The organism is Mesorhizobium sp. GW821-FHT07A06, assembly GCF_059419085.1.
Genome location: NZ_JBWKRC010000012.1, coordinates 177,557 through 200,002, shown reverse-complemented (window position 1 = coordinate 200,002; position 22,446 = coordinate 177,557). Strand labels below are relative to the sequence as shown.

Annotated in this window: 25 protein-coding genes, 3 tRNA genes and 1 pseudogene; 13 read left to right on the top strand and 16 right to left on the bottom strand. The window is 61.8% G+C overall.

The features are described from left to right. A partial coding sequence (locus tag AC07SZ_RS29270) for a GTP-binding protein (RefSeq protein ID WP_246678039.1) occupies nucleotides 1–221 on the bottom strand: 221 nt, incomplete at its 3' end. Between the two features lie 293 nt (nucleotides 222–514). Here AC07SZ_RS29270 and AC07SZ_RS29265 point away from each other — a divergent pair. Further along, the gene (locus AC07SZ_RS29265) at nucleotides 515–1,402 is read left to right on the top strand and encodes a DMT family transporter (protein ID WP_056566407.1); all 888 of its coding nucleotides are present in this window, start codon (nucleotides 515–517) and stop codon (nucleotides 1,400–1,402) included. A 119-nt stretch (nucleotides 1,403–1,521) separates the two neighbouring features. Then, complete coding sequence (locus AC07SZ_RS29260; RefSeq protein WP_171883312.1) at nucleotides 1,522–1,659, top strand: hypothetical protein; 138 nt, start codon at nucleotides 1,522–1,524, stop codon at nucleotides 1,657–1,659. A gap of 162 nt (nucleotides 1,660–1,821) precedes the next feature. Here the strand turns inward: AC07SZ_RS29260 and AC07SZ_RS29255 are convergent, their stop codons facing one another. Further along, nucleotides 1,822–2,079: a GlsB/YeaQ/YmgE family stress response membrane protein gene (locus AC07SZ_RS29255; protein WP_056566410.1), complete on the bottom strand. Its 258-nt coding sequence runs from the start codon at nucleotides 2,077–2,079 to the stop codon at nucleotides 1,822–1,824. 130 nt (nucleotides 2,080–2,209) lie between these two features. Between AC07SZ_RS29255 and AC07SZ_RS29250 the strand changes: the two genes are divergently transcribed. Further along, a complete protein-coding gene (locus tag AC07SZ_RS29250) occupies nucleotides 2,210–2,668 on the top strand; it encodes a YidB family protein (RefSeq protein ID WP_172373926.1) in 459 nt (152 codons plus the stop codon). A gap of 78 nt (nucleotides 2,669–2,746) precedes the next feature. On the opposite strand, the gene AC07SZ_RS29245 is transcribed toward AC07SZ_RS29250, so the two are convergent. Together AC07SZ_RS29245 and AC07SZ_RS29240 are read right to left on the bottom strand one after the other, a co-directional pair. After that, a tRNA-Gly gene (locus AC07SZ_RS29245) sits at nucleotides 2,747–2,820 on the bottom strand. 90 nt (nucleotides 2,821–2,910) lie between these two features. After that, nucleotides 2,911–2,995, bottom strand: a tRNA-Tyr gene (locus tag AC07SZ_RS29240). A gap of 202 nt (nucleotides 2,996–3,197) precedes the next feature. Here AC07SZ_RS29240 and AC07SZ_RS29235 point away from each other — a divergent pair. Continuing rightward, nucleotides 3,198–4,046 carry a TrmH family RNA methyltransferase gene (locus tag AC07SZ_RS29235; protein WP_494916998.1) on the top strand — a complete coding sequence of 283 codons (849 nt, stop codon included), beginning with the start codon at nucleotides 3,198–3,200 and terminating at the stop codon, nucleotides 4,044–4,046. Between the two features lie 119 nt (nucleotides 4,047–4,165). Here AC07SZ_RS29235 and AC07SZ_RS29230 read toward each other — a convergent pair. The 3 genes and pseudogenes from AC07SZ_RS29230 to gcl all read right to left on the bottom strand — a co-directional run. Continuing rightward, nucleotides 4,166–5,098: pseudogene (locus AC07SZ_RS29230) on the bottom strand (2-hydroxy-3-oxopropionate reductase); the annotation flags it as partial. Between the two features lie 96 nt (nucleotides 5,099–5,194). Continuing rightward, a complete protein-coding gene (otnI, locus tag AC07SZ_RS29225; protein ID WP_056566423.1) occupies nucleotides 5,195–5,992 on the bottom strand; it encodes a 2-oxo-tetronate isomerase in 798 nt (265 codons plus the stop codon). Nucleotides 5,993–6,009: 17 nt separating this feature from the next. Further along, a complete protein-coding gene (gene gcl / locus AC07SZ_RS29220; protein WP_494916996.1) occupies nucleotides 6,010–7,791 on the bottom strand; it encodes a glyoxylate carboligase in 1,782 nt (593 codons plus the stop codon). 211 nt (nucleotides 7,792–8,002) lie between these two features. Here gcl and bhcR point away from each other — a divergent pair, with 211 nt between their 5' ends. Beyond that, entirely contained in the window at nucleotides 8,003–8,824 is an 822-nt protein-coding gene (bhcR, locus tag AC07SZ_RS29215; protein ID WP_056566431.1) for an HTH-type transcriptional regulator BhcR, read from the top strand. A gap of 185 nt (nucleotides 8,825–9,009) precedes the next feature. After that, nucleotides 9,010–9,444: a hypothetical protein gene (locus AC07SZ_RS29210; RefSeq protein WP_065005074.1), complete on the top strand. Its 435-nt coding sequence runs from the start codon at nucleotides 9,010–9,012 to the stop codon at nucleotides 9,442–9,444. A 67-nt stretch (nucleotides 9,445–9,511) separates the two neighbouring features. On the opposite strand, the gene AC07SZ_RS29205 is transcribed toward AC07SZ_RS29210, so the two are convergent. The 3 genes from AC07SZ_RS29205 to AC07SZ_RS29195 form a co-directional block, all read right to left on the bottom strand. Next, entirely contained in the window at nucleotides 9,512–9,817 is a 306-nt protein-coding gene (locus AC07SZ_RS29205) for a BA14K family protein (RefSeq protein WP_056566846.1), read from the bottom strand. Between the two features lie 222 nt (nucleotides 9,818–10,039). After that, nucleotides 10,040–10,243, bottom strand: a complete 204-nt coding sequence (locus tag AC07SZ_RS29200; protein WP_056566437.1) for a hypothetical protein — start codon at nucleotides 10,241–10,243, stop codon at nucleotides 10,040–10,042. Between the two features lie 66 nt (nucleotides 10,244–10,309). Further along, nucleotides 10,310–10,477: a hypothetical protein gene (locus AC07SZ_RS29195; protein WP_081294726.1), complete on the bottom strand. Its 168-nt coding sequence runs from the start codon at nucleotides 10,475–10,477 to the stop codon at nucleotides 10,310–10,312. A 134-nt stretch (nucleotides 10,478–10,611) separates the two neighbouring features. On the opposite strand from AC07SZ_RS29195, the gene AC07SZ_RS29190 reads away from it, so the two are divergent. Further along, nucleotides 10,612–10,687, top strand: a tRNA-Thr gene (locus tag AC07SZ_RS29190). Between the two features lie 50 nt (nucleotides 10,688–10,737). Here the strand turns inward: AC07SZ_RS29190 and AC07SZ_RS29185 are convergent. Together AC07SZ_RS29185 and AC07SZ_RS29180 are read right to left on the bottom strand one after the other, a co-directional pair. Beyond that, entirely contained in the window at nucleotides 10,738–11,307 is a 570-nt protein-coding gene (locus AC07SZ_RS29185) for a DUF2569 family protein (protein ID WP_494916993.1), read from the bottom strand. Nucleotides 11,308–11,434: 127 nt separating this feature from the next. Next, nucleotides 11,435–12,049 (bottom strand): TetR/AcrR family transcriptional regulator, encoded by a 615-nt coding sequence (locus AC07SZ_RS29180; RefSeq protein WP_056566443.1) that lies wholly within the window; start codon nucleotides 12,047–12,049, stop codon nucleotides 11,435–11,437. Nucleotides 12,050–12,139: 90 nt separating this feature from the next. On the opposite strand from AC07SZ_RS29180, the gene AC07SZ_RS29175 reads away from it, so the two are divergent. The 5 genes from AC07SZ_RS29175 to AC07SZ_RS29155 are packed head-to-tail and all read left to right on the top strand — an operon-like array spanning nucleotide 12,140 to nucleotide 16,720. Then, a complete protein-coding gene (locus tag AC07SZ_RS29175; RefSeq protein WP_172373932.1) occupies nucleotides 12,140–13,231 on the top strand; it encodes a polyamine ABC transporter substrate-binding protein in 1,092 nt (363 codons plus the stop codon). A 13-nt stretch (nucleotides 13,232–13,244) separates the two neighbouring features. Then, complete coding sequence (locus AC07SZ_RS29170; protein WP_494916990.1) at nucleotides 13,245–14,111, top strand: ABC transporter permease; 867 nt, start codon at nucleotides 13,245–13,247, stop codon at nucleotides 14,109–14,111. A gap of 2 nt (nucleotides 14,112–14,113) precedes the next feature. Beyond that, nucleotides 14,114–14,896: an ABC transporter permease gene (locus tag AC07SZ_RS29165; RefSeq protein ID WP_494916988.1), complete on the top strand. Its 783-nt coding sequence runs from the start codon at nucleotides 14,114–14,116 to the stop codon at nucleotides 14,894–14,896. After that, nucleotides 14,893–15,957, top strand: coding sequence for an ABC transporter ATP-binding protein (locus AC07SZ_RS29160; RefSeq protein ID WP_494916987.1), 1,065 nt, complete (start codon nucleotides 14,893–14,895; stop codon nucleotides 15,955–15,957). Before AC07SZ_RS29165 ends, AC07SZ_RS29160 begins: the two co-directional genes overlap by 4 nt. Before the next feature lies 1 nt (nucleotide 15,958). Further along, nucleotides 15,959–16,720, top strand: coding sequence for an MBL fold metallo-hydrolase (locus tag AC07SZ_RS29155; protein ID WP_065005073.1), 762 nt, complete (start codon nucleotides 15,959–15,961; stop codon nucleotides 16,718–16,720). 5 nt (nucleotides 16,721–16,725) lie between these two features. Here the strand turns inward: AC07SZ_RS29155 and AC07SZ_RS29150 are convergent, their stop codons facing one another. From AC07SZ_RS29150 to AC07SZ_RS29135, 4 genes are all read right to left on the bottom strand, one after another. Next, a complete protein-coding gene (locus tag AC07SZ_RS29150; protein WP_246738834.1) occupies nucleotides 16,726–17,382 on the bottom strand; it encodes a TetR/AcrR family transcriptional regulator in 657 nt (218 codons plus the stop codon). 133 nt (nucleotides 17,383–17,515) lie between these two features. Continuing rightward, nucleotides 17,516–18,943, bottom strand: a complete 1,428-nt coding sequence (locus tag AC07SZ_RS29145) for an amidase (RefSeq protein ID WP_494916985.1) — start codon at nucleotides 18,941–18,943, stop codon at nucleotides 17,516–17,518. A 94-nt stretch (nucleotides 18,944–19,037) separates the two neighbouring features. Then, entirely contained in the window at nucleotides 19,038–20,072 is a 1,035-nt protein-coding gene (locus AC07SZ_RS29140) for an extracellular solute-binding protein (protein ID WP_494916983.1), read from the bottom strand. Between the two features lie 287 nt (nucleotides 20,073–20,359). Next, nucleotides 20,360–21,286 carry a hypothetical protein gene (locus AC07SZ_RS29135; protein WP_494916982.1) on the bottom strand — a complete coding sequence of 309 codons (927 nt, stop codon included), beginning with the start codon at nucleotides 21,284–21,286 and terminating at the stop codon, nucleotides 20,360–20,362. A 278-nt stretch (nucleotides 21,287–21,564) separates the two neighbouring features. Between AC07SZ_RS29135 and AC07SZ_RS29130 the strand changes: the two genes are divergently transcribed. Further along, the gene (locus AC07SZ_RS29130) at nucleotides 21,565–22,443 is read left to right on the top strand and encodes a hypothetical protein (RefSeq protein WP_056566471.1); all 879 of its coding nucleotides are present in this window, start codon (nucleotides 21,565–21,567) and stop codon (nucleotides 22,441–22,443) included. Nucleotides 22,444–22,446 lie beyond the last annotated feature (3 nt).

The following is a 22,446-nucleotide window of genomic DNA, read 5'->3' as shown; positions in this document are numbered from 1 at the left end:
TGGGCGTAGTGGCGGTTGGCCGTCTCGTATTCGACGTGGGCCGTCGAGATCGTGATGCCGCGCGCCTTCTCTTCCGGTGCCGCATCGATCTGGTCGTAGCGCTTGTACTCGCCAAAATACTTCGTGATCGCCGCCGTCAGCGACGTCTTGCCATGGTCAACGTGACCAATCGTGCCGATGTTCACATGAGGCTTAGTGCGCTCGAATTTACCTTTTGCCATAGTCTCTTTCCTTGGACGGCCTTGACCTTCAGTTCAGTCGAATGCGGGGCGATTAGCGACAAAGGCCAAAAAACACAAGCGTCTTTTGGCTGGGTGCCGTCTCACTCAGTCCGAACCTGGGATCCGATTGCGGGATGTGGCGCTGATATAGGAAGGCTCGGCACGAAATGAAATGGGTGACAGGGAGGCCGATCGAGGTATGCGTCAAGCGCTCTTGCCCGCCGATCCCTGTCCGGCTCGCGGCCGACTGATGGCCCATTGCGGTGGCGACCGACGTCTGATCTCCTGACCTCATGCATTTCATCCCTGCTTCAATCCGCGGCCCGCTGTTCATGATCGTTTCGACGGGGTCGTATCTCGTCAACGATACGATGATGAAACTCGCAACGGCGGGCTTGCCCTCCTACGAGGTGCTGTTCCTGCGCGGGGCCGCGGCAACACTCTGGGGCTTCCCGCTGCTGTTCCTGCTCGGCTATGGCAAGCAGATTCCACTGATCTTCGACGGCCATGTGCTGCGCCGAAACCTGCTCGAGCTGGCGGCGATTCTTTGCTATGTCGTTGCACTCGCCAACATGCAAATCGCCGATTCCACCGCGCTCGGACAAATCACGCCGCTGTTGATGCTGGTCGGCTCGTCGATCCTGTTTGGCGAACGCATCGGCGGCCAGCGCATGGCGCTGATCGGGATCGGCTTCATCGGCGCCCTGATGGTGGCGCAGCCGACCATGCAAGGCATTTCGGTCTATGCCCTGCTGGCGCTCGGCAACGCGGCGCTGTCGGCCGCGCGCGACCTTGCCGGCAGGCATGTCCCCGCGGAAGTGCCCGGGATGATCGTGGCGATTTCCGCCGTCTTGGTGGTGCTGGTCGGCGCGGGTGCCGCGCATCTGATATCCGAGCAATGGGTCATGCCCGAGGGGCGCCATTTGCTGCTGATGGCCGGTGCCGGGTTTTTCCTGATCTTCGGCCATTTCTTCATCTTCATGGCCTATCGCGTCGGGCCGACCAGCGCGGTGGCGCCGTTCTACTACTGCTTCACCGTCTGGGCCGTCATTTCAGGCCTGCTGGTGTTCGGGCAGTTCCCTAACACGCTGGCGGTCTGCGGCATCCTGCTGGTGGTGGCCAGCGGACTGACGATCGTGTCGCTGGACCAGCGCAAACGGAGGCTGACTGTCGTAGCCTAGTATCGGCGCCATCGCGCCTGTCTTGCGCCGCTGTTGCAGAGGCCAGATTGATCGTCTATTCGGCCATGTATCGTCCATTTCGGCGAAGACATGATCAATTCAGCCAAGGGAGGTTCCCCATGACCGATTTTGACCAGAACAAGAGTTCCGACGCCGAGCACAAGGCCGCCATTCGCAAATCGCTGGTCGGCTGGGCGGTATTCATCGCGGGAACGCTGATCTTCTTCGCCGCGGCCGATGCGGTGCTGATGCCATAGGCAAGCCCGAAGCAGGTCTTGCCTCGGCCGAAATTCGAATTTCGGACGATCCGCCCTGCGCCTAAAGCGGTCCACCGTTTCGCGGAAACGGCGACCGCTCCAGCCTTTTGTTTTGGCGCAATTCCTATGGGAAAACCGCCTAACACTTTTCCTGGAATTGCCCTAAAGCGTCCGGCGTCCGCTGAACTGATGGTAGGCCCACAGCACAACCACCGCGCCAACCACCGCGACGATCAGGCTGTAGATGTTGAGGCCAGTGACGCCCGACGCGCCGAAGGCACTGAAGATCAGGCCGCCGACAATGGCGCCGACAATGCCAAGCACGATATCCATTATCATGCCCTGGCCAGTCTTGTTGACGATCTTGCTGCCCAGGAAGCCGGCGATGACGCCGAGTATGATCCAGCTGATGATTGACATTTTTTCCTCTCCATCCCCCGCCGCCCCGACATTTTCATATGATTGTCAAAACCTCAAGCCAGCTTGAAATTCCGGCCGGATGCGCCATTGTTGCGGATGGGCCGGGCTTGGTTGAGATGGAGGATCCACTATGGGACTTTTTGACAACGCCGTTCCCGGCGGCAACATCACCAAACCGCTGATGATCGCGCTTGGCGCATTGCTGGTCGGAAAGATGCTGAGCGGCAGAAGTGCCGAACAGCCGGATCAAGCGCCTGCGCCAGCCGACCCAACCCCTGCCGGAACCACCGCCAGTGATGGCGGCCTGCTCGGCGGTCTGGGCGGCCTGCTCGACAAGCTCAGGGATGCCGGCCACGGCAACACTGCGGACTCCTGGGTCGGCACCGGGCAGAACCAGTCGATCAACGCCAATGATCTCGGAGCCGCGCTTGGGCCGCAAGTCATCCATGAGATCGCGCAACGCACCGGGCTGGACGAACAGGAGCTGCTCAAGCAGCTGTCCACCGCCCTGCCTGGCATCGTCGACAAACTGACACCGAACGGCCAGGTGCCTCAGCAGCACCAGGTGGCATCGGCGTTCAACAGCTGACGCGGCGCAGATTATGCCTGAAGCGCTGCGCGTTTGGTCGCGCAGTGTCCGGGCTTACCGATGGCGGGGATGAAAATCTGGAGCGGGTAGCGGGAATCGAACCCGCATATTCAGCTTGGAAGGCTGCTGCTCTACCACTGAGCTATACCCGCGCCTTGCACTGAAGTATCGGATTCACCCGAAAAGCGCCATGCACTTTTCGGCCCGATGCTTTTCTCGTTTCAGGGCTTCCGGGCCGGCAGTGGTGGAGAGGGTTGGATTCGAACCAACGTAGGCTAAGCCAACGGATTTACAGTCCGTCCCCTTTAACCACTCGGGCACCTCTCCAGTCTGCCGCCGGAGCCATGCAACGAGGCATTCTTGCCGATCCCGGAGCCCGAGATAGATGTCTTCTCCGAAATCAGCGAAGCGCCTTATGGCGGCAAGGCCAATGGGTGTCAACCGCGCAGGAAGGGTTTTTCGATGTTGTTCGCCGGCTGCGGCGACAAGGCATATCCTTGGTCATGGGAGACAGCTATAGAAGCCGGCCATGAGCAACAATTCCAACACCCCGAAAGACACCCATTACGCCAAGCTGCGCCGCGCCTTTCGCGACGAGAAAAGCGGCGGCGCGCCGGCGTTCCGGCCGCGCCAGCCCGTTCCGCCCGGCGAAAACACCGCCGACGGCCTGGTGCGGCTTTATGGCCTGCACACGGTGCGGGCGGCACTCGACAATCCGCGCCGCAAGATTCGCAAAATGCTGGTGACGCGCAATGCGGCCGAGCGTCTCGAGATTGCCGATCTTGCCGCCCTGCCCTTCAAGGCGGAACTGGTCGAACCCAGGGACATCGACAAGATCACCGGATCGGATGCCGTGCATCAGGGCGTGCTGATCGAGGCGGAACCGCTGAAGCCCAAGCGCTTGGACGCGCTCGGCGACACCAAGCTGGTGCTGGTGCTCGACCAGGTCACCGATCCCCACAATGTCGGCGCCATCCTGCGCTCGGCGGTCGCCTTCGGGGCCGGTGCGCTGATCACCACGGCGCGCCACAGCCCGCAGGAATCGGGCGTGCTGGCGAAATCCGCCTCCGGCGCCCTGGAACATATCGACCAGATCGAGGTGAAGAACCTGGCCGACGCGCTCGGGCAACTGCATGAGGCCGGCTTCCAGACGATCGGGCTTGATTCGGACGGGCCGGCGGAACTCGAGACCAGCTTTGCCGGCGACAGGATCGCGCTGGTGCTCGGCGCCGAAGGCAAGGGCCTGCGCCAGAAGACGCGCGAGACGGTGACGACGCTGGCGCGGCTCGATATGCCCGGCGCCATCCGCTCGCTCAACGTGTCGAACGCCGCGGCGGTGAGCCTTTATGCGGCGCGGGCATTCTTGAAGCGCGGCTGAGCCGAAAGCGGCAGACTATTTGCTCCAAACGAGAACGGGTCCCGGCGACAGACGCCGAAACCCGTTCTTCGACGGACGGAAGTTGGCGACTTGGGAACGTTACGTCGCCTTCTCCCGACCTATGCCGCTTTGCCGCGAACTGAGGCTGCTTCGCCGCCAACCTCGAAATTGGCCATCCGTTCCAGGGCCCTGACGAGCGCCGAATGATCTTCCTTCGCGCCGCCATTGGCGGCGCAGGAATTGAACAACTGCTGCGTGGTCGACGTGTTTGGCAATGACACACCGAGCGCCTTGGCGCCCTCCAGTGCCAGGTTGAGATCCTTCTGGTGCAGTTCGATCCGGAAGCCCGGCGCGAAGGTGCGCTTGACCATGCGCTCGCCATGCACTTCGAGAATGCGCGAGGCTGCCAGCCCACCCATCAGCGCCTGCCTGACCTTGGCCGGATCGGCGCCGGCTTTCGATGCAAAAACAAGCGCTTCTGCGACGGCTTCAATGGTCAGCGCGACGACGATCTGGTTGGCGACCTTGGTGGTCTGGCCGACCCCGTTCGGGCCGACCAAAGTGATGTTCTTGCCCATCTTCTCGAAGACGGGTTTTGCGCGCTCGAAGGGCTTGTCCTCGCCACCGACCATGATGGTGAGCGACGCCGCCCTGGCGCCGACCTCGCCGCCGGACACCGGCGCGTCGAGATAGTCGCAGCCGAGCTCGTTGATCTTCTTGGCGAAGGTCTTGGTCTCGATCGGCGAGATCGAGCTCATGTCGATGACCAGCTTGCCTTTTGCCAGCCCGTCCACGACGCCATTCTCGCCGAACAGCACATCGGCGACCTGCGGCGTATCCGGCACCATGGTGATGATGATGTCGGCCTCCTTGGCGACGGCGGCGTGGCCGGAGACCGACTTCAGCCCCTTGGCGACGAGATCCGCCGGCGGCTTGGAGCGATGATCGCTGGCGATGACCTTGTAGCCGGCATCCAGCAAATGCCCCGCCATCGGCGCGCCCATGATGCCGAGGCCGATGAAGCCTATGGTTTCCATTATGGTTCTCCTGAAGTCTCTGCTCGAACTCGTCGAAGGTTGGCGCTGCCCCTCATCCGCCCGCCGGCACCTTCTCCCCGTATAGTGACGGGGAGAAGCGAAGCGCTCCGCCTAAGCCGCCGCGCTTCCCTGCCCGGCCAAGTCCCGGAACCAGCCCAGTCCGGCCTCGGTGCCGGCCTTCGGCTTGTATTCCGCGCCGATCCAGCCGGAATAGCCGATGCGGTCGATGTGGTCGTAGAGGAAGGGATAATTGATCTCGCCCGTTCCCGGCTCGTGGCGGCCGGGATTGTCCGCAAGCTGGATATGCGCGATGCGGCCGAGGTTGGCCTCGATTTTACGGGCGAGATCCCCCTCCATGATCTGCATGTGATAGATGTCGTATTGCAGGAACAGGTTTCTTGAGCCGACCCGGTCGATCAGCGCCAGCGCCTGTTCTGAATAGTTCAGGAAGAAGCCCGGAATGTCGCGGGTGTTGATCGGCTCGATCAGCAGCCGGATGCCGGCCTGCTCCAGTTTTTCCGCGGCGAAGGCCAGGTTTTCGGCGAAAACATCCTCCAGCACCTTGCGGTCGGCGCCGGCAGGCGCGATGCCGGCCAGGCAATTCACCTGCGGGCAGCCGAGCGCCTGTGCATAGGTGATCGCCTCGGCGATGCCCTGGCGGAATTCCGGCACGCGGTCCGGCAGTACGGCGATGCCGCGCTCGCCCTTGCCCCAGTCGCCGGCCGGCAGGTTGAACAGCACCTGGGTCAGGCCGTTCTTCTTCAGCCTCGCGGCCACCACCTCGGGCGCATGGTCGTAAGGGCCGATATATTCGATGCCCTTGAAGCCCGCGCGCGCTGCTGCGTCGAAGCGATCGAGGAAATCATGCTCGCCAAAAAGCATCGACAGGTTGGCTGAAAAACGTGGCATTCTTCTTGTCCCTCTTATCAGTCGAGCATCACGATCGCGGTCGGGGCGTCTTCCTGATGTTCGGCAAGGTCCTCGAATTCGGTGATCTTGTCGATCTCGGTGCCCATCGAGATGTTGGTGACGCGCTCGAGGATGAATTCGAGCACGACGGGAACCTGGTGCTCCTTCATCAGCCGTTGCGCCTCTCTGAAGGCGGCGGCGAATTCCTCGGGCCTGCGCACCCGGACCGCCTTGCAGCCCATCGCCTCGGCCACGGCGACATGGTCGACGCCATAGCCCGCCTCCGGATCGCCTGACCGGTTGATGTTCTCGAAGGCGAGGCTGACCTCATAATCCATCGAGAAGCCGCGCTGCGCCTGGCGGATCAGGCCGAGATAGGCGTTGTTCACGACAACATGGATGTAGGGCAGCTTATGCTGTGCGCCGACCGCCAGTTCCTCGATCATGAACTGGAAATCATAATCGCCCGACAGCGCCACGATGGTGCGGTCCGGGTCGGCTGCGCGAACGCCAAGCGCGGCAGGCAGCGTCCAGCCGAGCGGGCCGGCCTGACCGCAATTGATCCAGTTGCGCGGCTTGTAGACATGCAGGAACTGCGCCCCGGCGATCTGCGACAGACCGATCGTGGTGACATAGGTGACGTCACGGCCGAACGCCTTGTTCATCTCCTCATAGACGCGCTGCGGCTTCAGCGGCACCTGGTCGAAATGCGTCTTGCGCTTCATCGTCCTCTTGCGGCCCTGGCACTCCTTTGCCCAGCCGGACCAGTCGCGCAGCTTTCCGGCCGTCTTCCACTCGGTGGCGACGTCGAGCAGCATCTTCAGCGCGGCACCCGCATCGGACACAACGCCGAGGTCCGGGGCGAAGACGCGTCCGATCTGTGTCGGCTCGATGTCGACATGGATGAACTTCTTGCCCCTGGTGTAGACGTCGACCGAGCCGGTGTGGCGGTTGGCCCAACGGTTGCCGATGCCGAAGACGAAGTCGGCCTCCAGCATCGTCGCATTGCCGTAGCGATGCGACGTCTGCAGGCCGCACATGCCGGCCATCAGCCGGTGGTCGTCCGGAATCGCGCCCCAGCCCATCAGCGTCGGGATGACCGGAACGCCGGTGATTTCGGCGAACTCGATCAACAGGTCGGATGCATCGGCATTGATGATCCCACCGCCGGCGACGATCAACGGCTTGTCGGCCGCGTTGAGCATGGTCAGCGCTTTTTCCGCCTGGGCCCGCGTCATCGCCGGCTTGAAAGGCGCCAACGGTTCATAGGCGTCGATGTCGAATTCGATCTCGGCCAGTTGCACGTCGACCGGCAGGTCGATCAGTACCGGGCCAGGCCGCGACGAGCGCATGAGGTGAAATGCCTTCTGCAGCGCCATGGGGACGAGATAAGGTTCCATGACGGTGACCGCCCATTTGGCGACGGGTGCCGCGATGGCGGCGATGTCGACCGCCTGGAAATCCTCCTTGTTCAGCCGTGCACGCGGTGCCTGGCCGGTGATGCACAGGATCGGTATGGAATCAGCTGATGCCGAATAGAGCCCGGTGATCATGTCGGTGCCGGCTGGACCCGACGTACCGATGCACAGCCCGATATTGCCCGCCTTGGCACGGGTGTAGCCTTCGGCCATATGCGAGGCGCCCTCGACGTGGCGGGCGAGAACATGGCGGATGGTGCCCCGAGCCTTCAGCGCCGAATAGAGCGGATTGATCGCCGCGCCCGGCACGCCGAAGGCGCAGGAAATACCTTCCTTCTCAAGAACAAGAACCGCCGCATCGACAGCGCGCATCCTGGCCATTTTCCGGCCTCCACTGGGTTTGTCGTTGTTGGATGACTGAGGATGTCAGCAAGCCGGCTATTTTTCAATTTTTCCAGAATATTTTTTCATTTCTATAAAATGGCTCCTATACCTTGATTTCGTTTGTTTTTTGGTTTTCCAGGATTTTTTCTCCCGCCCAATTGAAAAACTTTTTCATTGCACGTTTGGAGAAATCGGCGAGACTGGCGTCATGGAAACCACCGAGAAACGGCAGCGTGGTCGGCCCCGCGCTTTCAACGGGCCATCCGAGGCCAGTTCGGTGCAATCGCTCGACCGGGCGTTGCGCATCCTGGCCATCGTGGCGGAGGGCAACGGCCTGTCGCTGAGCGAGATATCGGCGCAAAGCGGCCTTGCCGCCTCCACCGCCTACCGCATGCTGACGACGCTCGAAAACCACCGCATGGTCGAGTTCGACACATCAGACCAGTTGTGGTCGATCGGCGTCGAGACCTACCGCATGGGCGCGGCGTTCCTGCGCCGCCGCAAGCTGGTCGACCGCGCCCGCATCGTCATGCAGGAACTGATGGAAAAGACCGGCGAGACCGCCAATCTCGGTGTCGCCGAGGATGATTGCGTGGTGTTCGTCAGCCAGGTCGAGACGCACCAGGCGATCCGCGCCTTCTTCCGCCCGGGAACACGCAGCCCCTTCCACGCGTCGGGCATCGGCAAGGCGGTGCTGGCGCATCTCGAACCGGAGCGCGTCGGGACCATCTTGCGCAAGGCCGGCCTGCAGCGCTTCACCGACAAGACGCTGTCCGAGATCCCTGCCCTTGCCCACGACCTGGCCGTCATCAAGCAACGCGGCTGGTCGGTCGACGACGAGGAACGGCACCCCGGCATGCGTTGCGTGGCCGCCGCCATCTTCAACGAATTCGGCGAGCCGATCGGCGGTGTCTCCGTGTCGGGGCCGACCGTGCGGGTGACGCCGGAGCGGCTGGCCGAGATCGGCCCGATGGTGCGCGGTGCCGCGGCCGAAGTGACCAGGATGATCGGCGGCGCGCAAGCCGGTTGATCAGCAGCTTGCCCAGGCAATGCGTTCCTGGTCGCAGTCCGGTCCCCCGAGGTCCTGCTCGTCAAGGCCACTCTCCCCTCTGCTGGCGCTTGAATGGCCGACTGGACGTTCGCAAAATCGCTGGAAACCACCGGCAGCATGACGCCGCCTTGCCGCGGCGTTCGAATGCATGCGAAAGGGCACGGATGCGGAAAACGGTTCAGCTCGTGCTTACGGCTTCACTTTGCGGATGCGTAGCGGCGGCACCTCGACCTGATGCCGGCGGAGGCCAGCGGGTCGAACCCATTCCGATCCCGCTTGCCCTGGAGGAGATCATAACCACCGGCATCCGTCAGCGCTTGCCGGATCCTGCCTCCGCCAAGTTCGGAAGGATGCTTGCCGGCGAGCGGACGCTGAACGGCCGCAAGGAGATCGTCGTCTGCGGCTTCGTCAACGGCAAGGATCCCTCCGGCGGCTACGGCCGCGACCAAGCCTTCATTGCCAAGATCTACCCGGATTCGGGAAGCAGCTTCGAACTCGTCGCCATGGGCGACGCTTCGGAAACGAGGCATATTGTCGGCAGCACATGCAGCGCAGCCGGATTGCCAATGTCCGATTCCAGCTCGAAAACCCAACTGTAAGCATTTGTGAGCCAACGGAAAAAGGGGCTCCCGCGAGCCCCCTTTCTGTTGTTGAACAGTCCTCCCCTCAGAGCCGGCAGTAGTGACGATAGCCGTCGTAACCGACATAGGTGTCGGAGTCCGGATCGTAGCTGGAGTAACGATCGAAGCAGCGACGGACGTGCCAGGAACCGCCGTCTTCGTCGACATAGACGGTACGCGGCGGCTGCTGGGCGAGCAGGCTGCCCAGGACGAACCCGCCGACGCCGGCGGCGATGCCGATGCCGAGGTCGTGGTGATGCGAATGAGCCGCCGAAGGCTGAACGGTACCGACCAGCATGGTGGTGGCGGCGGTGGTGGCGATGAGGCCGGAAACGAGTGTGCGCTTGAACATGATGATCTCCTTGCTTCGTTGACCGAGGCGATCCATCCGCCTCTTGATCATCTGTCGTTGCCGCGCAGGAAAAGGTTCGAATCTTTTTTCGATTTTTTGCAGAGCCGGCCCGGTCGTACCCTCACCCGGTATCTCTCGTTTCGTCCCACGATCCAACGAAGGGCGCATCCAATGAAAAAGGGCGGCCGAAGCCGCCCTTGTGAGGAGAAGTGGGTCCCTCCATCAAAGGAAAATGATCACCTTGCCGTGCTTGTGGTGATGATGGTTGTGGTGCCACCACCAATGCTTCTTGAAGTGCTTCTTGTGGTGATGGTTGTGATGATGATTATGCATACCGTGAGCAGACGACGTGCCGACGGTGCCGGCAAGCGCGCCGGTGGCGACGAAAACGGCAACGAGGCCTGATGTCAGAGTGCGCTTGAACATGATGATCTCCCGGATCCTTGATCGAGAGGCGGATCACACGAGGTCGCAGCCCGCCGTTGACTACCCTCACCCCATGCCCGTGATGTGACGCAGCCAGAAGGCGAGCGCGATAAAGCCGATGATCGTGGTCACGCCGGTCCAGTCGACATTGGCCTTCCTCACGTCGCTGATGAGCTTGACCAGCAGCATCCAGGCGATGACGACGATGGGGAGAATGATGACAAGCCTGATCATGCGACACTCCAGTCCGAAGCGATTGCACCTGGTGTCTATGTAGGAAGCGTCTTGGTGGATTTCAGCACGCTGCGGGTAACTGAAAATGGAGTTTTGTCTTTACTGACGCACGAAATATGCTAACGGGGCGCCATGCCCTTGTAGCTCAGCTGGTAGAGCAGCGGTTTTGTAAACCGAAGGTCGCGGGTTCGATTCCTGCCGGGGGCACCAGCTCTGACCGACGATTCCCCGAGCGTCCAAATCTTCCGAGCGCGGCCTCCCTAGGAGGCACCCACTGGATGGGCCGATACGTTCGTCCGGGTGAACGTATTCCGCACCCTGACGGACCTGTAGACATACGCGACCCAGATGCCTGTCAAAACAAACGAAACTATCGGTGCCGCCAGCGCATCGCCTGCGAGCACCTGGCTCACCGGAACACTCAGAATGGAGGCGATCCAGATCGTGTCCAGGACAAAGACGACAGGGATCGCAAGCCACTGAAGCAGAAACAATTGCGGAAAGCGATGGCTGCGCCGAAGCATTGACACAAGCACAACCAGCTGAAGCGCCAGAAATGCGAGGTTGAGGGCAACCTCGCCATACACCACCAGTGGCCCATTGGAGAGGGCCATGAGTTGCTGGTAGCCGTCGGCCGAATTGGCGAAGTCGGCCAGTGTGCGCAGCGGCGACAATGCCTGACCGATCGCCAGCAGCATCAGCCAACCGCCGAAGCCCACAAGAGCCTCAGGGTTCTGCGACGGCTTCACGGCTGATCGAACGGCAAAGAAAACAGGCACGCCGATCAACAGCAGCACGATCGCCCAATGCCAGATGGAAAACGCCCCCATCTACCTCTCCCCCTTTTTATACCCTCTCAAGTTGTATCAGATTTCAGTTTCAACTCAAGAGGCGAGCCTCGCATCGAGAGACGTTGGATGCCGAGACAAGGATTTCTCCTGTCTGCTCCTGACTCCCTTAAACCCCGATCGCCGCCACCAATATCCGGTTCTGCCGGCGTATCGCCGCGCGCAGTTCCGGTATCCTGGCCTCGTCGCGCTTCACGAATTCGATGAACATCATGTTCATGTTGTTGAAGATCAGTTCGCCCAGGGCTGCCCCGTCTATATCCTGCCGTACCAGGCCGATCTGCTGCAACCTGGCGATCAGCGCGCGGATCTGTTCGGTGAGCGAGCGGTCGAGCGCGGTGTAGGCCTGGCCGAACGGGCTGTCGGGCAATTGCGTCGAGATCGCCATCGCCTGCCGCCACATCTCCTTGCTGAGATAGTGTAGCGAGTGCTCGATATAGATGCCGACCAGCGTGTCCAGCGCATCACCGACATTGGCCGGCGGCCGGGCGACGACGCCGCGCCCGGCATTGAGCACCTCGTTGACCTCCAGCGAGACGATGGCGCCGAGGATGTCGCCCTTGTTCTCATAGTAATTGTAGATCGTGCCGACGGAGACCTCGGCCTGGGCGGCGATTGCCTCGATCTTGGCACCCTCATAGCCGGCCTCGCGAAAGAGCGCCGCCGCCGCCTCGATGATGCGCCTGTGCCGGTCCGCCTTTTGCCTTGCCCGCAATCCGCTCATATCGCCTCTTGCCATAAAAACAGAATTGACTCAATTTTAGAATTGGTTCAATTTTTTGCAAGAAGCCACAAAGGCAAGGGAGAACACTCGATGTCCATCAAATCCGCAGCCGGGAATCCGCTGTCCGTCCTGAAGCGCCACTTGCACGCGGCATGCGCCGCCACGGCACTGCTGCTTGCCGCCGGCAGCCTCGCCGAGGCCGCCGATCTCAACGCGCTGATCTGGTGCGACCATTCCGATCCGGCGCTGCTGCAACCCTTCGAGGAGGCCAACAACGTCAAGGTCAACGTCAAGGAATTCGAGGGCACCGGCGCCGGTCTCGCGATCGTCGAGCAGTCGCAGCCAGGCGACTGGGACGTGATGGTGATCGACAGCATCGACGTGCCGCGCGGCGTCGAAAAGGGCCTGTTCGAGCCGCTGCCGGAAGACAAACTGCCCTTCACCGACCTCTTCCCACAGGTGAAGATGGACGGCTCCACAGTGGTGGGCGGCAAGCGTTACGGCATCACCGAAAAGTTCGGCTACAACACGATCGGCTTCAACAAGACCAAGGTCGATCCGGCCGACATGCAGTCCCTGGCATCGCTGACATCAGACAAATACAAGGGCAAGGTTGCCATCTACGATTACTACCTGCCCGTCATCGGCATGGCGGCGCTCGCCATCGGCAAGAAGACGGCTGACCTCACCGAAGCCGACCTGCCCGCCCTCAAGGAAGAGCTCCTCAAGATGAAGGCCAACGCCAAGCTGGTCGGCGAAGTGACCGCCAGCCAGACGGCACTCGCCACCGGCGAAGTCGATATTCTGGTCGGCGGCGGCGAATGGGTGACGGCGGGGCTGGCGAAGGAAAACCCGGCGCTGGATTTTTCGATCCCGAAAGAGGGCGCGGTGCTTTGGTCGCAGTCGCTGGCCATGTTCAAGGATTCCAAGAACAAGGACATGGCGCTGAAGTTCATCCAGTACATACTGAGCCCGGAAGGCCAAGCGCGGCTTGCCACTTCCTCCTGCTATTGGGGCATGCCGTCGAACACCAAGGCAGCGCTGACCGACGATCAGAAGAAGATCCTGCGTTTCGACGAGCAGCCGGGTTTCCTTGCCCGCGCCCAGTCCTATCCGGCGCCGAATGCCGAACTCGACAAGAAGATGCAGGATATGTGGACTGAAATGCTGCAGGCGAAGTGAGCGCCCGCCGCTGATGAGCTCCGCTGGACACAACGGGCGTGCCCCGCCACGGGCGGGTCGCGCCTTGCCTTGGGCGCTGGTCACGCCGGCGCTTGGCTGGACGCTGCTGTTCTTCGTGCTGCCGTTCATCGCCATGGGGTTTTCCAGCCTCACGGCGCATGAAGGCGGCGGCTTCACACTTGCCAATTACAGCCAGTTCTTCACCAACCCGTCCTACTGGCAGGCGATGGTCAACTCGCTGCAGGTGACGGCAATCGTCACCGTGGTCTCGGTGCTGCTCGCCTATCCCTTCGCCTGGATCCTCGCCGAGCAGGTGCCGGAACGCTGGCAGCGGCTGGCGCTGATGCTGGCCGTACTGCCGTTCTGGACCTCCTATGTCGTGCGCTCCTATTCCTGGCTGCTGGTGCTGGCGCAGAACGGTGTCATCAACCGCGTGCTGACCGGTTCGGGTCTCATCTCCGAGCCGCTGCAGCTGGCCAATACGCGCCTGGCCACCGTCACCGGCTTCGTGCATTTCTTCGTCATGCTGTTGACGCTGACCATCTTCGCCAACCTCAAGCAGCTCAGCCCGAGCTACCGCAAGGCGGCCGCCGATCTCGGCGCCGGGCCGGTGCGGACCTTCCTGCATGTCGTCCTGCCGCTGACCCTGCCCGGCATCATGGTCGGCGCCTTCCTCACCTTCGTGCTGTGCATCGGCGACTACATCACGCCGCAGATCCTCGGCGGCAATAATGAGCTTCTGATGCCGCAACTGGTGATGATGCAGATCGGCCGGCGCGGCGATTTTCCGCTGGCCTCGGCGCTGTCGATCATCCTGATGGCGGTGGTGAGCATCGCCTATCTTGCCTGCGCGCGCTGGCTGAAGATCGAGCGGGCGTGACCATGCGCCAGTTCGTCCGCGCCGTTTCCTGGGTCTATGCGCTTGCCGTCTACGGCTTCATCTTCCTGCCGGTTGTCGTGCTGGTGCTGTTCTCGCTGCAGTCGACCTCCTTCCCCATTCCGCCCTTCACCGGCCCGTCGCTGCGCTGGTACGACGCGGTGCTCTCCGACGCCCGGCTGACTTCGGCGCTGGTCAATTCGCTGATGGTTGCGGTGCTTTCCTCGGCCGCCGCCGTCACGCTGGGCTTCCTCTCGGCCTGGGGTTTCGCTCGCTTCGTGCTGCCGGGCTCGGGCCTGCTGCGCGGTCTGATCACGCTGCCGCTGACGGTCAGCTACCTCATCATCGGCATGGGCCTCCTGGTGCTGTTCAACTGGGCCGGCGTGCCGAAATCGCTGCTGGCGGCCGGCATCGGCCATGTCGTGATCAACCTGCCGCTGTGCTTCGCCATCATCTACAGCCAGATGGGCGACCACCAGATCAACATCGAACGCGCCGGGCGCGATCTCGGCGCGCCGGAATGGAAGGTGTTGCTCCTCATCACCGTGCCGGTGATGGCGCCGGCCATCTTCGCCGGCTTCTTCCTGTCGATGACCTTCTCCTGGGATGAGTTCGTGATCTCCTTCCTGCTGACGCGCTTCGATACCACGCTGCCGGTGGAGATCTGGAACCTGTTGCGCTCCGGCCTCAACCCGAAAACCAACGCCGTCGGTTCGCTGGTCTTCGCCGTTTCCATCGTGCTGGTGGTGCTGTTCGAACTGACCCTGTTGCGGAGAAAGCCGGCATGAGCGCGCCCCTGGTCGACATCCGCAACGTCTCGCACCGTTTCGGGCAGCTGGCCGTACTGAAAGACATCTCGCTGCGGATCGAGCCCGGCAGCTACACGATCCTGCTCGGCCCGTCCGGCTCCGGCAAGACGACGCTGCTTTCTATCCTGGGCGGCTTCGTCACACCCAGCGAGGGCAAGGTGTTCATCCGCGGCGCGGACTGCACCTCGACGCCGCCGGCCAGGCGCCCGACGACGACCGTGTTCCAGGACTACGCACTGTTTCCGCATATGAGCGTCGGTGGCAATGTCGGGTTTGGGCTGCGCATGCAGGGCGTCGACGGCGCGACACGCGCCGCCCGGGCGCGCGAGGCGCTGGCGCTGGTCGGGCTGGGCTCCGCCTTCGACAAGAAGCCGCACCAGCTTTCCGGCGGCCAGCGGCAGCGCGTGGCGCTGGCGCGTGCGCTGGTGATCGAGCCGGCGGTTCTGCTGCTCGACGAGCCGCTCGGTGCGCTCGACCTCAAACTGCGCCGGCAGATGCAGGACGAATTGAAAGCGATCCAGAAACGCGTCGGCACCGCGTTCATCCATGTCACCCACGACCAAGAGGAGGCGATGGCGCTGGCCGACCACTGCGTGGTGATGAACGATGGCCGCATCGAGGACGAAGGCCCGCCCGAGCGCGTCTATCACAGGCCGGCGACGCGCTTTTCGGCCACCTTCATGGGTGAAAGCACGATCCTTGCCGGCAAGGTGACGGACGCCAGGGACAGGACGATCACCGTCACGACGCCTGTCGGACCGGTTTTGGTGCCCGGCACTTTGCCCGCGGGTTCGGCCATTGCGCTGGCCATACGGCCGGAGCATCTCATTCTCGGCGGGGCCGCGGGTACCGCGGGTCTCGGCACGGCAGAAGTGAGCGACGTGGTCTTCCAGGGCAGTTTCAAGCGCGTGCTTGCCATTTCCGCCGAAGATCCCTCGCTGCAGTTCATCGCCAAGCTGCAAGCGTCAGCCACCGTTCAGCCCGGCGACACGGTTGCCGTTTCGTGCGATACCGACCAGATCATCGTTTTGGCGGACTGAAATGGGAAGTTTTCCGGCCATCGACGCCGCTGATTGGTACGAGACCATCCGCATGGCCGACGGCGTCACGCTGATCCACGAGCCATGGATCAAGCCGTTCTTCCGCTGCAACATCTGGCATGTGCGCGGCCGCGACCGTGATCTGCTGTTCGACACCGGTCTTGGCCATTTCAGCCTGCGCGCGCATGTGCCTTTGGTGAGCGAGCGCAAGCTGACCTGCGTCGCCAGCCACACGCATTTCGACCATATCGGCTGCCATCACGAATTTCCCGACCGCTGCGTGCACCGTGCCGAGGCGGAGATCCTCGCCGATCCGCGCAATGAATGGACAGTGGCTGACCGCTATGCGACCGACGATATGTTTGATCGATTGCCGCGGGGTTGGGAGTCGTCCCGCTACCGGATCCTGCCCGCCCCTGCCGACCGTCTGCTCTTACATGGCGATGTCGTCGATCTCGGCGACCGAGCCTTCGAGGTAATCCACACACCCGGCCATTCACCCGGAGGCATCGCGCTCTACGAGGAGAAGACCGGCATCCTGCTGTCCGGCGACATCGTCTATGATGGCCCGCTGATCGACGACGCCTACCACTCGGATGTCCCGGACTATGTGGCGACACTGCTCGCCATGCGCGACCTTGATGTCTCGGTCGTGCATGGCGGCCATTTTCCGAGCTTCGGCAAGGTGCGCTACCGCCAGCTTATAGACGAATACCTGGCGCGGAAGCGGCAGGCAGGCTGCCATCTGCGGCAGTCCCCGTAGTCAGATCAACGCATCAATTCGAAATGCCGTGGAAATGCCTGATGCAGCAGGAGCAGCATGGTCTTGCGCAGCACATCCGTGTCACGGCTGGAAGGGTTCAGGTGATCCCAATACCACGCGCCGTGAACCAGATAATTCAGGCTCTCGGACAAGGTTTGTATGTCGACGCCAGCGTAGCCGCCGCTTCGCGAAATCTCGACCAGCAGCTCGCGCGCTTCGGCGGTGTAGGCCAGGTCGCTCGGCAGGCCGATTTCATTGTAAATCTGCATGCTCTTGCGGTCGCTGGAGAACACGACGAAGACAGAAACCCATTTCGGGTGCTGCCGGGCGAAGCGTTGCGCGCAATCGACCGCGCCCAATAACCGTTCAACCGGCGACAGGCCGGGTGCCCGCACCAGCGTGACCCAGAGCGCATCATACTGATCGCTGAGATACTGCAGCACCGCCCGGAACAGATTCTCCTTGCTGCGGAAATGAAAGACGACCAGCGCATTGGACGAGCCGACATGTTCGGCGATGCGCTGCATGGTGACGCTCGCCAGGCCCTCCTCCGCGATGAGCTCGATGGTGGCGTCGATGATGCGCTGCACACTCGCTTCGCCACGCTCGCGCCGACGGTCCCTGGGCGGCGCCGCATCGTTTGCCGCGCCCTTCGTTGCCACAGCCTTACGTTTCTCCGGCTTTGCCGTTGGCTTGCGTTGCGCCATTTCGTCAGGCCTTTCGGACCGGCGGCGGAACTATCCCGCCGCATAAGTTACTTCGGCATATGGCACGCCGGCTCATCGCGGAAATCGCTCAAAGCGCCGGCCGTGTCCGCGCGTTTCCATACCATTGGCCCTGCGCCGTTTCATAGGCCAACCCTGCCCGGAAGACATCGGCGTCGCTATAGGTGCGGCCGACGATCTGAATGCCAGTCGGCACGCCATTGGCGGCGCGGCCCGACGGTATGGTCAGGACCGGGCAGCGGCTCAGCATGTTGAACGGCGTCGTCATCACCCATCCCAGCGAGGGGTTCACCTCTTTGCCGTTGATCTCGACCTTGTCACTGGTCTGGTCGAACTCCGCCGGCACCGCGGGAAGCGCGTTCGTCGGGCAGATCAGCACGTCGTAGGTCTCGAGCAACGGACCAAGCGTCTGGTACATCCGTGCCGCCACATCGAGGGTCGCGACAAACTCCGTGGCCTTGGATTTCTGCCCGTCCTCTGCGAACTGCCTGGCATAGCTGGTCATGTCCTTGCCGTGCTTCTTGAGCAGTTGCGACAGGGAGGCCCCGAACAGGTGCTCGAGATAAGCGATGCCGGCCTTGAGCACTTCATCACCCCACCCGAGATCGACCTCCTCGACCGTGGCACCCAGCGCGCGGAACACATCGCAGGCGGCAAGCGTATTCTTCCGCACGTCGGGATGGACTTCAAAGGAACCGAGATCCATCGAAAAAGCGATCTTCCAGCCCTTGATCGGCTTGTAGTCGAGCGGCAGGCGCAGTTTGGGACGCAGCGTGGCGATGTCGAGGGGGCTTGGTCCGGCCATGACATTCTGCAGCAGGATCGCATCCCTGACGTTTCGCGCCAGCGGCCCGGTGTGGCAATAGAAATCGAGGTTGAAGGGCGGCTCGTCCGGATTGCGGCCGTAAGGCGGTTTGAAGCCGACAAGACCGCAGGCCGAGGCGGGAATGCGGATGGACCCGGCGATGTCAGAGCCGGTGGCGATCGCCGATGTGCCGGAAGCGAGCGTTGCAGCCGAACCGCCTGAGGAGCCGCCCGGCGTGAAGTCGCGATTCCATGGATTGCGGGTGACACCCCACCGCTTCGACCAAGTATAGCCGGCGCAGCTGAATTCCGGTGTCGCCGTGCGGGCATGGACGATGCCGCCAGCCTTCATGATGCGTTCGTTCATGGTCGAGGTGTGGCCACCAATGGCATCCTTCGACAGCAGCGAGCCGTGCGAGGTCGGCTTGCCCTTGATGTAGCTCTCGTCCTTGATGCCGATGGGCAGCCCTTCGAGCGCGCCGGTCCTGGCGCCCTTTGCGTATTTCGCCTCGGCCTTGGCGGCCAGCTCCATCGCTTCCTCGAAATGCGTGAAGGTGTGGCAGTTGATCGCCGATCTGGTGGCTTCGGCACGACTGATGGTGGCCCGCATCAATTCGACGGGCGACAGTTTCTTCGCCTTGAACAGCCGCAGCGCCTCATTGGCCGGCATGTAGCAAAGGTCGAGATCGGACATCGGAAGTCTCCCGCGATCGTGAGATCGCACTTGGCATGAAGGGTTGCCGGACCGCGCATCGCGGTCCGGTGGCTGTTCGTTGGTGTTGGCGGCGCTATTTCTGGAGGTCGGTCCAAATCTTCGTGTAGAGCGCCTGCACATCCGGTGGACAGGCCGGCATGAACTGGCCCTTGGCGGCGAATTCAGCCGGAATTGCCACTTCGGGCGCCGTCTTCATGTCATCCGGCATGAAAGCCTCGGAGCCCTTGATGCCGTTTGCATAGCGGGCGAAAGCCGAAATCATCGCGGCATTCTTCGGGTCCATGATGAAGTTCTGGAAGAGCTTGGCGTTCTCGACATTCCTGGCGTCCTTGAGGACGGCTACATTGTCCATCCAGATCGGGAAACCTTCCTTGGGATAGCCGTAGACGATCTTGGCGTTCTCGAGCCGCTCGCGCAGCGATATGCCGTTCCAGTTGACGCCGGCGGCAATGTCGCCCCTGCCCAGGCCGTCGACAGCCGCATAGTCCAGTGACAGCCACTTCGCCTTTGCCTCGACCAGCTTGTCGTGCACCTTCTTCAGCACCTGCATGTCGTCGGTGCAGTATTTGCCGCCCTCGTAGGCGATGGCGAGAAACATGATGTCACCCATTTCGGGCACGACATTGATCTTGCCGACGAGCTCAGGCGGCGGGTCGAGGAAGATCGCTGACGTGTTCGGGTCGCCGGCATAGACCGACTTGTTCACCGAAATGCCTGTCGTGCCCCACTGCCATGGGACTGTGTATTTGCGGCCCGGATCGAAGGGCACATCGACCCATCGCGGATCGACATTCTTGAAGTTCTCCATCTTGTTGGGATCGGTTTCCATCAGCAGACCTTCGCTGATCCAGATCGGCACGACACTGGCTGACGGCACCACGATGTCATAGCCGGATGCGCCCTGGCGGACCTTGGCCAATGCGGTGTCGTTGGAATCGTAGTCCGTTACGGTGACCTTGATCTTGTAGGTCTCCTCGAACTTCTTGATGAGGTCCGGACTGGTGTAGTTGCCCCAGTTGTAGATGTTGAGTTCGCCATCGGCGCGGGCCGCGCCTGTCGCGGCAAGCAGCGACAGCCCCAGGGCCGCCGCGGTCAGTTTCCATTTCATGCTAGTGCTCCCATTGTTGGGACCGGCCGCGTTGCCGCCTCGGTCCGTCTCCTGCTGATGAACAAGCCTGGCGATGCCATTCAGCCCATGGCGAGCCGACCGGCAGTCAAAATTCCCCTCTTCGCGGCCATTCACTGCGGATGCCAGCTGGCCAACTTGGTCATTGGTCTGAAGCTAGATTATAACTAACTATACAGTCAATATCTTTACACCGGCATTGCCGTGTCGCTGTCCGTCACCCGCCACGGTTCTACACAGTGAGCAGCGGATGAAGGCCGCGCGGGGCTTCAGCCATCCCTGCTGGCGGGAAGTGAAATCCGATAGTTCGGACCGCGATTCCTTGGCTTGCGCCACGGTCTCAGACGGTCCTTCAATCTCGTTTGGACAACCGGCTTCTCGTAAAGCGGAGCCGGCAGGCCGGCGAGCGCATAATAGTCGTCAAGGATGCTGGTCTGCAGCAGACGCTGCTCCTGGGTGAAGAAGCTGAAATGCGCGGCGACCAGATCGCCGAAAACCTTTCCCGGCCGATCGAGCTTCGTCGGCAAGGTCGCTGACAGCCATTCCTCCTCGTCATTTCCCGGCGGGAAGAAAAGCTCGCCGGTCTCCAGGATATCCGACCCGAAAAAACCGATCGCATTGATCGAGAAGCGTCCCAGTCTGATTTCCCGGTCAGGCACACGGAAATCACCCAGCCGGTTCGTCCGGACAGCCTCGATGAAGACCGGATGAAGCGCCTCTGGAAAGCTTGCATGAGCCCAGGAATAGGGACACATCGCCTGGCAGGTGAGCGGTCCCTCGATCAGGACCCTGGAAAGATTCTTGATCAAGCTGTTGCAGACCGCGTTGTTGATGATGAGCGGCGCATACCAGAGGGCCGCTCCCTTTTCCGCCAGGGCCCGCGCCTTGAACCTGGGAAGGAAGCCCTCCTCCAGAAAGACCACATCGTCGTCGAGGCGCAGATAGAGAGCGTCGGCATCGTCACAGAAGCGAAAGAATCTGCCGATGACATCGATGCTGCCGTCGGCGCTCGGAACCGTCTTTATCTTGCAGCGCGGATCGCTGGCAGCCAATCGCTGGAGATAGGCCCGATCGGCTTCGTTGCGGCAATTGTCCCACAGATGCCATTCGTGCACCTCAGGACTTTTCAGAACATGGTGGCTGAGCAGGCGTAGGTACTTCTCGCGGCCTGCCGGGGTCACAACAATCAGCTTCATGAGGTCCTGCCAGCAATGGTCGCTTGTCCTGGTCGGCCAGCGACCCATGGCAAGCCTAAAGCAAGTCCTGGAAAAGTGTGAAACGGTTTTCCGCGCAGGCCTGAGCGATAGAGAGGTTCGACGCTTCGACGAGCCGAGAAGCACGGCGCAAGACATCCGTCTGCACAATGCCAGACGAGAATCCCTCCATTCGTGGCTCTTCGCATTCATCCGGCTTTGGTGTAGGGGCTCGCCATGACAGTAGCAGAGACCAAGGCACAAACGCCGATTCCGGGCCCATGACAAACGCAGCCTGCCGCAATCTCGTCGTCGTCAGGGCCGATGACAACTCTCTTCATCGCGGATGGGGGGCGGACGATCCTCGCTGTGAATTCGATTTGATAGTCAGCTACTACGGCAGCGATCCGTCAGCGTTTCGTCTGCCTTGTGAAAACCGTGTCGATTACAAGGGCGGAAAATGGGACGGCATACACGCTCTGTTCGCGGAGCGGCCCGAACTGCTAGATCACTACCGATATATCTGGTTCCCGGACGACGATATCGAGGCCGACCGGGCGACCATCGAAGCTTTGTTCGTCAATATGCGCCGGTTCGACCTGCACGTCGGCCAGCCAGCACTGACGCTGGATAGCTATTACACCCACCTGCCGTTTCTTCGCTGCAAGAGTTTCGAATTTCGCCTGGTCGACAAGATCGAGGTCATGGCTCCCTGCATAAGGTCCGACATCGTGGCCAAGATGCTACCGCTTTTCGAACACTCCATGGGGGGTTTCGGTCTCGACTCCTTGTGGACGCGGCTTGCCGTACGAAACCTTGGAACATCCGCCGTATTCGACGCCTTACCTGTCCGCCACACGCGGCCAGTTGGAGTTCACTTGGCTACCACGATGCTCGGGTCCGGCCACACGGCGGAGTCGGAACTCCGCCAACTCGGGTTGCGATATGGATTTGGCGAGTTCTTTCCCCTGTCTTACGAGGCCGTTGATCTCAAAGGCAGGCGTTGGCGATCGCGGCCGATTATCGGCTTGCGCATGGTGGCTGACTATGTTCTGGGCCGAAGAGCTTTTCGTCAGCTGCACAAGTGGAAAAGGCGACTTTGGCACCTGCTGCGCAGGCAGTATTCCAGGCCGGTCGAACTGTCTCAGATCAAACTCTAACCA